General features: G+C 73.4%; 13 protein-coding genes and 1 pseudogene. 5 read left to right on the top strand and 9 right to left on the bottom strand.

Annotation, left to right across the window (positions count from 1 at the left end; translation table 11 throughout):
* Positions 1 to 5: 5 nt before the first annotated feature.
* On the top strand, positions 6 to 821 hold the full coding sequence (gene recO, locus ACFFHC_RS01780; protein ID WP_070705344.1) for a DNA repair protein RecO: 816 nt from the start codon (positions 6 to 8) through the stop codon (positions 819 to 821).
* 1 nt (position 822) lies between these two features.
* Positions 823 to 1,617, top strand: coding sequence for an isoprenyl transferase (locus tag ACFFHC_RS01775; RefSeq protein ID WP_070705345.1), 795 nt, complete (start codon positions 823 to 825; stop codon positions 1,615 to 1,617).
* Here ACFFHC_RS01775 and ACFFHC_RS01770 read toward each other — a convergent pair.
* The 4 genes from ACFFHC_RS01770 to ACFFHC_RS01755 are packed head-to-tail and all read right to left on the bottom strand — an operon-like array spanning position 1,590 to position 4,680.
* Positions 1,590 to 1,982: a Fur family transcriptional regulator gene (locus ACFFHC_RS01770; RefSeq protein ID WP_070705346.1), complete on the bottom strand. Its 393-nt coding sequence runs from the start codon at positions 1,980 to 1,982 to the stop codon at positions 1,590 to 1,592. The two genes, ACFFHC_RS01775 and ACFFHC_RS01770, sit on opposite strands and share 28 nt — an antisense overlap.
* Before the next feature lie 25 nt (positions 1,983 to 2,007).
* Positions 2,008 to 2,994 (bottom strand): metal ABC transporter permease, encoded by a 987-nt coding sequence (locus tag ACFFHC_RS01765; protein WP_331250703.1) that lies wholly within the window; start codon positions 2,992 to 2,994, stop codon positions 2,008 to 2,010.
* A gap of 1 nt (position 2,995) precedes the next feature.
* Positions 2,996 to 3,682, bottom strand: coding sequence for a metal ABC transporter ATP-binding protein (locus ACFFHC_RS01760; protein ID WP_070705348.1), 687 nt, complete (start codon positions 3,680 to 3,682; stop codon positions 2,996 to 2,998).
* Positions 3,679 to 4,680, bottom strand: a complete 1,002-nt coding sequence (locus tag ACFFHC_RS01755; RefSeq protein WP_070705349.1) for a metal ABC transporter substrate-binding protein — start codon at positions 4,678 to 4,680, stop codon at positions 3,679 to 3,681. The genes ACFFHC_RS01760 and ACFFHC_RS01755 overlap by 4 nt, the downstream gene beginning before the upstream one ends.
* 60 nt (positions 4,681 to 4,740) lie before the next feature.
* Here ACFFHC_RS01755 and ACFFHC_RS01750 point away from each other — a divergent pair, with 60 nt between their 5' ends.
* Complete coding sequence (locus ACFFHC_RS01750; protein ID WP_070705350.1) at positions 4,741 to 6,147, top strand: glycine--tRNA ligase; 1,407 nt, start codon at positions 4,741 to 4,743, stop codon at positions 6,145 to 6,147.
* A 101-nt stretch (positions 6,148 to 6,248) separates the two neighbouring features.
* Here the strand turns inward: ACFFHC_RS01750 and ACFFHC_RS01745 are convergent, their stop codons facing one another.
* Complete coding sequence (locus ACFFHC_RS01745; RefSeq protein WP_070705351.1) at positions 6,249 to 6,854, bottom strand: LysE/ArgO family amino acid transporter; 606 nt, start codon at positions 6,852 to 6,854, stop codon at positions 6,249 to 6,251.
* Positions 6,851 to 7,456, bottom strand: coding sequence for a LysE/ArgO family amino acid transporter (locus tag ACFFHC_RS01740; protein ID WP_379802591.1), 606 nt, complete (start codon positions 7,454 to 7,456; stop codon positions 6,851 to 6,853). Before ACFFHC_RS01740 ends, ACFFHC_RS01745 begins: the two co-directional genes overlap by 4 nt.
* Before the next feature lie 79 nt (positions 7,457 to 7,535).
* Between ACFFHC_RS01740 and ACFFHC_RS01735 the strand changes: the two genes are divergently transcribed.
* Together ACFFHC_RS01735 and dusB are read left to right on the top strand one after the other, a co-directional pair.
* Positions 7,536 to 8,477 carry an ArgP/LysG family DNA-binding transcriptional regulator gene (locus ACFFHC_RS01735; RefSeq protein WP_070705352.1) on the top strand — a complete coding sequence of 314 codons (942 nt, stop codon included), beginning with the start codon at positions 7,536 to 7,538 and terminating at the stop codon, positions 8,475 to 8,477.
* Positions 8,474 to 9,730 carry a tRNA dihydrouridine synthase DusB gene (dusB, locus tag ACFFHC_RS01730; RefSeq protein WP_141494475.1) on the top strand — a complete coding sequence of 419 codons (1,257 nt, stop codon included), beginning with the start codon at positions 8,474 to 8,476 and terminating at the stop codon, positions 9,728 to 9,730. Before ACFFHC_RS01735 ends, dusB begins: the two co-directional genes overlap by 4 nt.
* Positions 9,731 to 10,259: 529 nt before the next feature.
* Here dusB and ACFFHC_RS01725 read toward each other — a convergent pair.
* The 3 genes and pseudogenes from ACFFHC_RS01725 to ACFFHC_RS01715 all read right to left on the bottom strand — a co-directional run.
* Positions 10,260 to 10,670: pseudogene (locus ACFFHC_RS01725) on the bottom strand (sulfurtransferase); the annotation flags it as partial.
* Positions 10,670 to 11,701, bottom strand: a complete 1,032-nt coding sequence (locus ACFFHC_RS01720; RefSeq protein WP_070705200.1) for an aldo/keto reductase family protein — start codon at positions 11,699 to 11,701, stop codon at positions 10,670 to 10,672. The pseudogene ACFFHC_RS01725 and the gene ACFFHC_RS01720, both read right to left, overlap by 1 nt.
* 57 nt (positions 11,702 to 11,758) lie before the next feature.
* Positions 11,759 to 12,175 (bottom strand): DUF4282 domain-containing protein, encoded by a 417-nt coding sequence (locus ACFFHC_RS01715; protein ID WP_101849455.1) that lies wholly within the window; start codon positions 12,173 to 12,175, stop codon positions 11,759 to 11,761.
* Between the last annotated feature and the right edge of the window lie 71 nt (positions 12,176 to 12,246).

Genomic DNA, 12,246 nt, shown 5'->3' with positions numbered 1-12,246 from the left:
GGGGGATGCCCCTCTACCGCGACGCCGCCATCGTGCTGCGCACCCACCCGCTGGGGGAGGCCGACCGCATCGTCACGATGCTGGGGCACCAGCGCGGCAAGGTGCGTGCCGTGGCCAAGGGGGTGCGCCGCACCCGGTCGCGCTTCGGGGCCCGCCTCGAGCCCGCGATGGTGGTGGACGTCCAGTGCTACGAGGGGCGCAGCCTGGACACCATCACCCAGGCCGAGTCCATGGCCACCTACGGCGAGGCGATCTCCCGCGACTACGCGGGGTGGGTGTGCGCCCAGGTGATGTGCGAGACCGCCGACAGCCTGCTGGACGAGGGAGAGCCCAACCCGCCGCAGTTCCGGCTGCTCGCCGGGGCCCTCTCGGCCCTCGCGGCCGGGCAGTGGCCGGCGGACGTGCTCATGGACGCCTACCTGCTGCGTGCCATGGCGGTGGCCGGCTGGCCCATGGCCACGCGCGACTGCGCCGCCTGCGGTGCGCCCGGCCCCCACCGCGGGGTGCACGTTGCCGCGGGGGGTGTGGTCTGCCCCTCCTGCCGGCGGGCCGGCGCCTGGGCGCCGCACCCCGACAGCATCCGCCTGCTGGACGCCCTGGGGGAGTCGCACTGGAGTACCGTGCGCGAGGTCCTGGGGACCGAGGGGGCCGCCTCCCGGCGCCGCGAGGTGCAGGAGCTGGTCACCGCGCACCTGCAGTGGCACACCGATCGGCAGGTGCGGTCGGTGCGCCACCTGGACCCCGACCTCGTGCTCACCGGGCCGGGCCCCGTGCAGCCGACCGAGCACGCCGCACCATCCGCCGAGACGACGGGACAGTGACATGACCCACGAGCCGCCCTTCCCGCACCCCTCCGGGGCCCGCCCGCCGCAGCTGGCCCCCGACGAGCTGCCCCAGCACGTGGCCGTGGTCATGGACGGCAACGGCCGGTGGGCCAACGAGCGCGGCCTGCCGCGGACCGCCGGCCACGAGGCGGGGGAGGGGGCGCTGCTCGACGTGGTGGCCGGCGCCCTGGAGGCCGGGGTGCCGCACCTCTCGGCGTACGCCTTCTCCACGGAGAACTGGCGCCGCTCGCCCGAGGAGGTCCGCTTCCTCATGGGCTTCAACCGCCAGGTCATCCGCCGCCGCCGCGACCAGCTGGACGCCTGGGGCGTGCGCATGCGCTGGGTGGGCCGCCGGCCGCGGCTGTGGCGCGGCGTCATCAAGGAGCTCGAGGCCGCCGAGGAGATGACCCGGCACAACGACCGGCTCACCCTGTACTTCTGCGTCAACTACGGCGGGCGCGCAGAGATCGTGGACGGGGTGCGCGCCATCGCCCGCGAGGTCGAGGCCGGTCGGCTGCGCCCCGGCGGCATCACGGCGGCCACCGTCGCCCGCCACCTCTACGAGCCCTCGATGCCGGACGTGGACCTCTTCCTGCGCTCCTCCGGCGAGCAGCGCACGAGCAACTTCCTGCTCTGGCAGAGCGCGTACGCCGAGATGGACTTCCCGGACACGCTGTGGCCGGACTTCGACCGCCGCCACCTGTGGGCGGCCCTGGAGCGCTACGCCGGGCGCGACCGCCGGTTCGGCGGCGCGGTGGACCGGCCTCAGGAGCAGGCGGAGCAGCGCCCGTAGAGCTCCACGGTGTGGCTCACCTCGGAGAACCCGTGCTGGGCCGCGATCTGCTCGGACCACTGCTCCACGGCCGGCCCGTCGATCTCGACGGTGTCGCCGCACTCGCGGCAGACCAGGTGGTGGTGGTGCGCGGTGGTGCGGCAGGCGCGGTAGAGCGTCTCGCCGCCCTCGGTCACGAGGGTGTCCACCTCGCCGGCCTCGTCGAAGGACTGCAGGGCACGGTAGACCGTGGCCAGCGCCACCTTGTGCCCGGCGCGGGCCATGGCCACGTGCAGCTCCTGGGCGGCCACGAAGTCCGTGCGGGAGCCCAGGGCCTCGAGCACGGCGGACTGCTGACGGGTCCGGCGGGGACGGTTCGTGGTCACCGGTGCTCCTGCGAGAGGGACGGGGTCATGGACGTGGTGCCGGCGCCGAGGCGTCCAGCGGCCGCTCATCGTAGTGACCCTCGTGGGGATGGTGCAGGTGGTCCCCGTGGAGGTAGTCGAGGTGGTCGCCGTGGGGGACTGCGGGGTGCTCGCAGTCGGGGTGGTGCTCGTGGGCGTGGTGCTCGGCGAGCGAGGCCCGGCGGTGGCGTCCGACCCGGACCCGGCGGGCCACCCAGGTGCCCAGCACGGCCAGGGCGTACACCGCCACAGCCAGCAGCACGATGGTGCCGCCCGAGGGCAGGTCGTAGGTGTAGCTGACCACGACGCCCCCGACGCCGGAGAGCGCCCCCAGCACCATGGCCACCCACCACGCGGCGGCGAAGCTGCGGGTGAGCAACTGCGAGGTCGCGATGGGCACGATCATCAGCGCGGAGATGAGCAGCAGGCCCACCACCCGCATCGACATGACGATGGTGACCGCCACCAGCGCGGAGAGCAGCATGTTCAGGGCCGTCACGGGGAGCCCCTGGGAGCGGCTGTACACCTCGTCCTGGGCCACGGCGAACAGGCGCGGGCGCAGCAGGGTGGTGGCCACCGCGACCACCACGCCGAGCACCACGAACAGGCGCAGGTCGGCCGAGCTGGTGGTGGTGATGGCACCGAACAGGTAGTTCTCCAGGTTGGCCGTGCCCGGGGAGGTGCTGATGAGCACCACGCCCAGCGCGATGCCGGTGTGGAACATCAGTGCCAGGGCGACGTCGCTGGCGGTGCCGCCGCGGGCACGCAGGGCCTCGATGACCACCGCCGCCAGCACCGCCACCGCCAGCGCGGTCCAGACCGGCTGCGCCTGCATCACCACGCCCACGGCCACGCCGGCCAGGGCCACGTGGCCCAAGGCGTCGCCGATGAGGCTGAGCCCCCGCTGCACCACGAAGATGCCCACCATCGGGGCCACGGCCCCCACGAGCAGCGCGGCCAGCAGGGCCCGCTGCATGAAATCGAACTGCAGCATCTCAGCCACGGTGCACCTCCAGCATGCGGTCGTCGGTGAGGCGGCCCCCGGTCAGGGTGAGCACGCGGTCCAGCGCCGAGGCGATGGGGTCGAGCTCGTGGGTGATCACGAGCATGGTCAAGCCGTCGTCGGCCAGGCGGCGCAGGAGCACGGCCAGCAGCTCCTGGTTGGCCAGGTCCACGCCCGCGGTGGGCTCGTCGAGCACCAGCAGGGCGGGGCGCGACACGATGGCGCGGGCCAGCAGGGCGCGACGCCGCTGCCCGCCGGAGAGGTCGGCCAGATTGTGGTGGAGGCGGTCCTCCAGCCCCACGTCGGCGGCGGCGCGGCGGGCCAGCTCACGGTCGGAGCGGCCGGGGTGGCGCCACCACGGCAGGGCGGCCACGCGCCCGGCCAGGATGACCTCGCCCACGGTGGCGTGCAGGGCCCCTGTCACGGAGTGGTGCTGGGGCACGTACCCGATGCGGGTGCGGTCGCGCAGGCGGCGCAGGGGGGTGCCGAGCAGCTCGGCCCGTCCGGAGAGCTGGTCGGTGAGGCCGAGCAGGCCGGTCACCAGGGTCGACTTGCCCGCGCCGTTGGGCCCGGTGATGGCCACGCTCTGGCCGGCCGGGACGGTGGCCGAGACCGGGCCCACCGCAGGGTGCCCGTCGTAGCCGTAGACGACCTCCTGCAGGACGAGGGCGTCGCTCACTCGCAGCCCTGACCGGTGTGCAGCACCTCGCCGTTGTGGCGCATGATCCCCAGGTAGTCGCGGGCGGCCGAGGAGTCCGTGAGGCCCGCGGCGGGGTCGAGGACCTCCACCGTCGTGCCGGTCTCGTCGGCCAGGGTGCGGGCGTTGTCGCGAGGGGCCAGCGGCTCGGCGTAGATGGTGCTCACCCCGGACTTCTTGATGGTGTCGGTGAGCTCGGCCAGACGGGCGGGGGAGACCTCGGCCTCGTTGGACAGGCCGGCCACGCCCAGCTGGTGGAAGCCGTAGCGGGCGCCGAACCACGCGTAGGCCTCGTGGCCCACCACCAGGTCGGTGCTGCGGCAGTGACCGAGCTGCTGGGCCAGGTCGTCGTCGAGCTCCTCCAGCTGGTGCACGTACTCCTGGGCGTTGCGGCGGTAGTCCTCGGCGTGTTCGGGGTCGCGCTCGGCGAGCGCGTCGCCCAGGGAGGTGGCGGCCTCGCCGAAGGCGACGGGGTCGAGCCAGAAGTGCGGGTCCACGCCACCGTGGTCGTGCCCGTCGTGGCCGGCCTCGGCCTCGGCCGCGTGGTCGTGCCCCTCGTGGCCAGACTCCTCGGCCTTCCCGGTGCGGGGCCCGGCCTCGAGGTCGACGGCCTCGCCGGCGTCCCACGCGCGGTCGGCGGCCACGGCCTCCACGGCGGCGTCGAGCGCCGGCTGCATCGTGCGCAGGTGCAGCACCAGGTCGGCCTCCTGCAGCCGGCCGGTGGCCTGCGGGGTCATCTCGAGGTGGTGGGGGTCGCTGCCGTCCGGGGTCACCTGGGTGACCTCCACGTGGTCGCCGCCGACGGCGCGGGCCAGCTCGCTGAGCGGGAAGAACCCGCTGGCGACCTGCACCTTCCCCTCGTCGGCCGAGCCGCCGCCCTCGTCGGTGCCCCCGCACGCGGCGAGGGTCAGGGTGGCGGTCAGGGCGATGCTGCCCGCGCGCAGGGCACGCCGGCGGGGGCTGAGGGTGTGGGAGGGCATGACAATCATTCTCAGGGAGGCGAGAATGATCGTCAAATCGGGGACCCGTACCCTGTGCCCATGGCCAAGAAGACCTCCACCGTCGACACCGTCGTCTCCCTCTGCAAGCGCCGTGGATTCGTGTTCCCCACCGGCGAGATCTACGGAGGGACCCGCTCGGCCTGGGACTACGGTCCCCTCGGCGTGGCGCTCAAGGAGAACATCAAGCGCCAGTGGTGGCGCACGATGGTGCAGATGCGCGACGACGTGGTCGGCCTGGACTCCGCGGTGATCCTGCCCCCGGCGGTGTGGGAGGCCTCCGGCCACGTGGCCACCTTCACCGACCCGCTCGTGGAGTGCCTGTCCTGCCACAAGCGCTTCCGAGCCGACCACCTGCAGGAGGCCGTGGCCGAGAAGGCCGCCGCCAAGGGCAAGGAGGTGGACCCCGACTCGGTCTCCTTCGAGGAGATCGCCTGCGCCAACTGCGGCACCAAGGGTGCGTGGACCGAGCCCAAGCAGTTCTCCGGCCTGCTCAAGACCTACCTGGGCGTCACCGAGGACGAGAGCGGCAAGCACTTCCTCCGCCCGGAGACCGCGCAGGGCATCTTCACGCAGTTCGCCAACGTCATGACCACCAGCCGCAAGAAGCCGCCGTTCGGCATCGCGCAGGTGGGCAAGTCCTTCCGCAACGAGATCACGCCCGGAAACTTCATCTTCCGCACCCGCGAGTTCGAGCAGATGGAGCTCGAGTACTTCGTGCCGCCGGCCGAGGCCCCGCAGTACTTCGACGAGTGGATCGACGTCTGCGAGAAGTGGTTCACCGACCTGGGCATCACGCCGGAGAACATCCGCCGCTACGAGCACCCCACCGAGAAGCTCTCGCACTACTCCGACCGCACCATCGACCTGGAGTACCGCTTCGGCTTCTCCGGCTCGGAGTTCGGCGAGCTCATGGGTGTGGCCAACCGCACCGACTTCGACCTCTCGGTGCACGCCAAGGCCTCCGGCCAGGACCTGTCCTACTTCAACCAGGCCACCGGCGAGCGCTACACGCCCTACGTCATCGAGCCGGCGTTCGGCCTCACCCGCGCGCTCATGGCCTTCCTCATCGACGCCTACACCGAGGACGAGGCGCCCAACGCCAAGGGTGGTGTCGACAAGCGCGTCGTGCTGCGCCTCGACCCGCGCCTGGCGCCGGTCAAGGTGGCCGTGCTGCCGCTGAGCCGCAACGAGCAGCTCACCCCGCGCGCCAAGGAGCTGGCCGCCGAGCTGCGCCAGCACTGGGAGGTCGACTTCGACGACGCCGGCGCCATCGGCCGCCGCTACCGCCGCCAGGACGAGATCGGCACGCCGTTCTGCGTCACGGTCGACTTCGACACCCTGGAGGACCAGGCGGTGACCATCCGTGAGCGCGACACGATGTCGCAGGAGCGCGTGCCGCTGGCCGAGGTCACCGGGTACCTCGCCCAGCGCCTGGTCGGCTGCTGAGGCCAGCACCACGACCCGCGGGCTCGTCCACCACTGTGGGTGGGCGGGCCCGCGGGCGTTGGGGGCGAGGTGGGGCGGGCGGCCTGTGCCCCGGCCTCGCCTCAGCGGAGCGCCAGGCCGGCGGCCAGGACCAGCATCGTCACGCCGATGAGGGTGTCCAGCACCTGCCAGGACCGCGGGCGGGAGAACACCGGGGCCAGGCGCGCGGACCCGAAGCCGAGGAGGCTGAACCAGGTGGCGCTGGCCGTGACCAGACCGAGGTAGTACCACCACCGGCCGGTCTGCCCGTGGCCGTTGGCCAGGCCGCCCAGGATGGTGATGTCCAGGTACAGGTGCGGGTTGAGCCAGGTGAACCCGGCCATGGTGAGCATCGCACGGCGCACGCTGACCGACGGGCCGGATGCCCCGGCCTCGAGGGACTCGCCGCCCTTCCACGCGCGCCGCAGGCAGGACAGGCCGTAGATCACGAGGAACGCCGCGCCGCCCCAGCGGACCAGCTCCAGCAGCGGCGGCCACCAGGTGAGCACCACGCCGACGCCCAGCACGGCGGCGCCGATGAGCACGATGTCGGAGGCGGCGCACAGGGCCACGAGCGCCGGCACGTGCTCCCGGCGCAGGCCGCGGCGCAGCAGGTAGGCGTTCTGCGCGCCCACCGCCGCGATGAGCCCGATGCCGGTGGCGAACCCGGAGGCGACCAGGCCGATCACTGGAGCACCAGGCCGGTCCCCAGCACGAGCATCAGGGTGCCGACCACGGTGTCGAGCACCTGCCAGGAGCGGGGGCGGGCGAACACCGGCGCCAGGCGCGCGCTGCCGTAGCCCACCGCGGTGAACCACACGACCGAGGCGGTGCACAGCCCGGCGTAGTAGAACCACCGCCCGTCGGCGCCGTACCCGTTGGCCAGCGTTCCCAGCAGCACGGTGTCCAGCCACAGGTGCGGGTTGAGCCAGGTGAACGCGGCCATGGTGGCCAGGGCGCGGCGCAGGCCCACCGAGCTGCCACCGGATCCCACCATCGGGGAGGGGCGCGCGGCCCGTCGGAAGCAGGCCAGCGCGAAGGCCACGAGGAAGGCCGCCCCGACCCAGCGCACCACGCCCAGCGCCGCGGGGAACTGCTCGATGACGGCGCCGATGCCCAGCACGCTGGCGCCGATGATGACGATGTCCGAGAGGGCGCAGAAGACCACCAGTGCGGTCACGTGCTCGCGCATCAGGCCGCGGCGCAGTAGGTAGGCGCCCTGCGCGCCGACCGCGGCGATGAGGCCGATGCCGGCCACGAGGCCCGAGGCGACGATGCTCACGTTCTCCATGGCTGCAGGGTAGGAACGACCGCGCCCGGCGCAGGCATCAGAATCTTGATGATCCCTGAGCGACCCTAAGATCTGCTTCATGGACGTGCTCGACCCGGTGGGACTGACGACGCTGCGCGCGACGGTGCGCGAGGGGACCTTCGAGCGGGCCGCCAAGGCGCTGAGCATCACGCCCTCGGCGGTGTCCCAGCGGATGCGCGCCCTGGAGAAGGCGGTGGGCGCCGTGCTCGTGAGCCGCACCAAGCCGGTGCGGCCCACCCCCGACGGCGAGGTGCTGCTCGCCCTGGCGCTGCAGTGGTCGCTGCTGCGAGACGAGGCGGTGGCCCGGCTCACGGCCTCGCACCACCTGGACTCCGAGGCCCACCCGCGCACCCGGCTCTCGGTACCGCTCGCGACCGGCGCGGACGCCCTGGCCCTCGTGCTGCTGCCGGCCATGGCCCAGGTGGAACGCGAGGTGCCGGTGAGCTTCGAGCTCTTCCGCGAGGACGACGCCCACTCGGTGGACCTGCTGCGGCAGGGTCGGGTCGTGGCCGCACTGAGTTCCGACCCCACCCCGGTGCAGGGCCACACCGCGGTGCCGCTGGGCACCATCCGCTACCTGCCGCTGGCCACCCCGGGGTACGTGGAGCGCCACCTGCCCGAGGGGCCCACCGCCGAGGCGATGGCGGTGGCGCCCGTCATCGCCTTCGACCGCAAGGACCTGCTGCAGTACGCCTACCTGGCACGCCTGCTGGAGACCGACCTGCGGCCGCCCACCACCTTCGTACCGGCCAACCGCGAGTTCGAGGAGGCGGTGCTGCTGGGTCTGGGCTGGGGGCTGGTCCCCGAGGGGCGGATGCACGACCAGATCGAGTCCGGGGAGCTGGTGCGCATCGCGCCGGGCTACCGCGATGTGCCCCTGGTGTGGCACCGGCCCCGCATCGAGTCGGCCGTGCTGGACCTGCTGGGGGAGCGGTTGGCGGCCGTCGCGCGGGAGGTCGTCCGCCCGGCGGCGGTCTGGGAGAATGATCGGCTGTCATGACCAGCACCCCCGCCACCGCCTCGCCCTCCGCTCTGCCCGACGTGCCCTCCGGCGCCGCCTCACCGGGCACGCCCGTGCTGCCCCCGCTGCGCATCGGGCGGCTCACCATCGACTCCCCGGTGGTCCTGGCCCCGATGGCGGGCATCACCAACCGCGCGTTCCGGCGCCTGTGCCGCGAGTACGGCACGGAGGGACTGGCGGCCGGGGGCGCGAGCGGTGCCTCGAGCCTCTACGTGTCCGAGATGATCACCACCCGCGCGCTCGTGGAGCGGACCCCGGTGACCATGAAGCTCGTGGAGTTCGACGCCGCGGAGGACCCCCGCTCCATCCAGCTGTACGGCGTGGACCCGGCCACGGTGCGCGCCGCGGCCCGCGACATCGTGGAGCACGACCGGGCCGACCACATCGACATGAACTTCGGGTGCCCCGTGCCCAAGGTGACCCGCAAGGGCGGCGGCGCGGCCATCCCGTGGAAGAGCACACTGTTCCGCGACATCGTGCGCTCGGCGGTCCAGGAGGCCGAGAAGGCCGGCATCCCGGTGACGGTGAAGATGCGTATCGGCATCGACGAGGACCACCACACCCACCTGGAGGCCGGCCGCATCGCCGAGGACATGGGCGCCGCCGCCGTCGCGCTCCATGCCCGCACCGCCAGCCAGGCCTACTCGGGGCAGGCGCGGTGGGAGGAGATCGCCCGCCTCAAGCAGGAGGTCACCACCATCCCGGTGCTGGGCAACGGCGACATCTGGTCGGCCGAGGACGCTTTGCGGATGGTGGAGCAGACCGGCTGCGACGGCGTGGTGGTGGGCCGCGGCTGTCTGGGGCGGCCGTGGCTGTTCACCGACCTCGCCGCGGCCTTCGCCGGGTCCGACGCCCGCGTCACCCCGGACCTGCGCGAGGTGACCGCCACCCTGCGCCGGCACGCGGAGTACCTCGCGGACTTCCACGAGGACGAGAACCACGCCTGCCGGGACATCCGCAAGCACATCACCTGGTACCTCAAGGGCTTCCGGGTGGGCGGCCAGCTGCGCTCGCAGCTGGGGCTGGTGAACTCGCTGGCCGACCTGGACGCGCTCATCGACACCCTCGACCTCGACCAGGAGTGGCCGGCCGAGGCCGCCGATGGGCCGCGCGGGCGCAAGGGCTCGGAGCGTCAGGTGGCCCTGCCGGAGAACTGGCTGGCCAGCCGCGAGCTGAGCGACGAGTGGGCCGCCCGGATGCGGGCCGCCGAGCTGTCGGTCGACGGCGGCTGAGGCCCCGGCTCAGGCCGGCGGCATCGTGCCCGGCTCGGCGCCGGTGGCCAGCGGGTGCCGAGCCAGCGAGCCAGCCGCTGAACGACGGCGGGTAGAGCACGGGTTCCGGAGCCCCGGGGAACACCTGCTGGTGGGCCAGCGCCACCTGGCAGGCGGTGATGCCCGAGCCGCACGAGACCACCACGGGCGTCGTGGCGTCGACGCCGGCATCGGCCAGCCGGGCGCGGACCTCCTCGGGGTCGCGCAGCACGCCGTCGGAGTAGAGGTCGGCGACGGGCAGGCTGCGGAAGCCCGGTAGGTGGCCGCCCACCGGGTCGGGGCCGAGCTCCTCGCCGCGGTAGCGGGCGGCCGGCCGGGCGTCCAGACCGACCGTGCCCGCGGGCAGGCCGCCGCGCAGCTGGGGTGCGGTGGCGCGGGGCAGGGCACCGGGGGCCTCCCGGAACTCCGCGGAGGGTGCCGGCAGGTCGTCGGTCGCGACGGGGGCGGCGGCCGGCCCCTGCTCGAGCGGCAGACCCGCCGCCCGCCAGGCCCGCAGGCCCCCGTCGAGCACGCGCACGTCCTGCTGCCCCGCATCGCGGAGCACCCACCACCCGCGGGCGGCCCCGGCGCCGTGGCCCCCGTCCATCACCACCACGGGGTCGCCCGGCGTGATGCGGTGGGCGCGCAACCAGGTGCGCACGTCGCCCGGGTGGGGGATCGGGTGCCGGCCGTCGGTGCCGTCCGGGGCGCCGGGGCCGCTGAGCACGGCCTCGAGGTCGCAGAAGAGGGCGCCCGGCACGTGGGCAGCTGCGAAGCCGTCGGGATCCGCGCCGCCGCCGAGGTCCCAGCGCACGTCGAGGAGCACCGGCACCGCACCGGAGTGCTGGGCGGTGGTCTGCAGGCGGGTGGCCAGCTCGCCGGCGGTCAGGAGCGGGCCGGTGGCGGTGGGCTCGCCCGGCATCAGCCGAACTCCGCGATGCGGTGGGGCGAGCGGGTCAGCGACGGGTCGCGCTTCACGGAGTCGCCGAGCACCTCGTCGACCTGCGCCACGAGGGCGGGGTCGAGCTCCACCGCGAGCGCGCGCACGTTGTCGGCCACCTGCTCGGGCCGCGAGGCGCCGATGATCGCCGCGGTGATGGTGGGCTGCTCCACCACCCACTTCAGGGCGAGGTGGTGCAGGGGCACGCCGGCCTGGTCCGCCAGCTCCGCGAGGCGGGCCACCGTCGCCAGGAGCTCGTCCTTGAGCAGGTGCTTCATCATCGCGGCGCCGCCGGCGGCGTCCGTGGCGCGGCTGCCCTCCGGCAGCGGCTGTCCCGGTGCGTACTTGCCGGTGAGCACGCCCTGGGCCAAGGGCGACCACACCACCTGTCCGATCCCCAGCTCGGCGCAGGTGGGCACCACCTCGGGCTCGATGACGCGCCACAGGAGGTTGTACTGGGGCTGGTTGGAGACGAACGGGATGCGCAGCTCGCGGGCCAGGGCGTGGCCGCGGCGCAGCTGGTCTGCGGTCCACTCGCTGGCTCCCACGTAGTGCACCTTGCCGGCGTGCACGAGGTCGGCCAGGGCCTCCATCGTCTCCTCCAGCGGGGTGTCGTGGTCGAAGCGGTGGCACTGGTAGAGGTCCACGTAGTCGGTGCCCAGCCGGCGCAGCGAGGCGTGGAGGGACTCCGTCACGTGCTTGCGCGACAGGCCGTGGTCGTTGGGGCCGGCCTGGTCCTGCGGGGCACCGTCGGGGCGGGTGGGCCAGAACACCTTGGTGGCGATCACCAGGCCCTCGCGCCGCTCGCCCGCCAGGGCCTTGCCGAGCACCTTCTCTGCCTCGGTGTTGGCGTAGGTGTCGGCGGTGTCGAAGGTCGTGATGCCGGCGTCCAGCGCGGCTCGCACGCAGGCCTCGGCCCGCTCGGCCTCCACCTGGGAGGCGTGGGTGAGCCAGTTGCCGTAGATGAGGCGCGAGACGCGCAGGCCGCTGTGTCCGAGGCGAGGGTGCTCCATGGCCCCAACGTACTGCGCCCCCGCCGGGGTCCGGCGAGGGCGCAGCGGCAGGCTGTCTCAGCGGCGGCGGATGGCCGCCACGTCCTCGGCGATGCGGATGACGGCCACCATGCCCTCCAGGGACACACGAGCCAGCACCAGGTAGAGCAGGGCCACGATGGGACCGGCCACCAGCATCACCAGGCCGATCAGGATCGCGCTGGCCTCCCCGTCGCCGGTGGCCATGGTGGCGAAGGCGATGATGGTCCACATGAGCAGGCCGATGGCGATGGCGACGGCCATGAGGACGTAGACCACCGACACGACCTTGGGCGTCACGAATTTCGTGAAGCGCAGGTCGGTCAGGGCGGAGAAGAATCCGCTCTCCTTGGAGAACGGGTTCGGCGCGCCTGCCGGCTCGGTGCCGGTGGGGCTGGACTGGCCGGCGGGGCCACCGTGACTCGGCGGGTACGGGTCGGAGTAGGGCGTGGACATGGGGCTCTTCGGAGTTGAGCGTGGGTCATGGGGTGAGTCCTCCGCCGATGAGGAGCATGCGGAGTCGGTAG

This window comes from Kytococcus schroeteri (genome assembly GCF_042433515.1).
Lineage (GTDB): Bacteria > Actinomycetota > Actinomycetes > Actinomycetales > Dermatophilaceae > Kytococcus > Kytococcus schroeteri.
This window is presented reverse-complemented; position numbering and strand designations above follow the sequence as displayed.

Coding starts and splice junctions, on each gene's coding strand:
- dusB (WP_141494475.1), top strand. CDS start 8,474: ATGACCAGCACCCCCGCCACCGCCTCGCCCTCCGCTCTGCCCGACGTG.
- ACFFHC_RS01765 (WP_331250703.1), bottom strand. CDS start 2,994: ATGCTGCAGTTCGATTTCATGCAGCGGGCCCTGCTGGCCGCGCTGCTC.
- ACFFHC_RS01715 (WP_101849455.1), bottom strand. CDS start 12,175: ATGTCCACGCCCTACTCCGACCCGTACCCGCCGAGTCACGGTGGCCCC.
- ACFFHC_RS01755 (WP_070705349.1), bottom strand. CDS start 4,680: ATGCCCTCCCACACCCTCAGCCCCCGCCGGCGTGCCCTGCGCGCGGGC.
- ACFFHC_RS01735 (WP_070705352.1), top strand. CDS start 7,536: ATGGACGTGCTCGACCCGGTGGGACTGACGACGCTGCGCGCGACGGTG.
- recO (WP_070705344.1), top strand. CDS start 6: ATGCCCCTCTACCGCGACGCCGCCATCGTGCTGCGCACCCACCCGCTG.
- ACFFHC_RS01720 (WP_070705200.1), bottom strand. CDS start 11,701: ATGGAGCACCCTCGCCTCGGACACAGCGGCCTGCGCGTCTCGCGCCTC.
- ACFFHC_RS01775 (WP_070705345.1), top strand. CDS start 823: ATGACCCACGAGCCGCCCTTCCCGCACCCCTCCGGGGCCCGCCCGCCG.
- ACFFHC_RS01740 (WP_379802591.1), bottom strand. CDS start 7,456: ATGGAGAACGTGAGCATCGTCGCCTCGGGCCTCGTGGCCGGCATCGGC.
- ACFFHC_RS01750 (WP_070705350.1), top strand. CDS start 4,741: ATGGCCAAGAAGACCTCCACCGTCGACACCGTCGTCTCCCTCTGCAAG.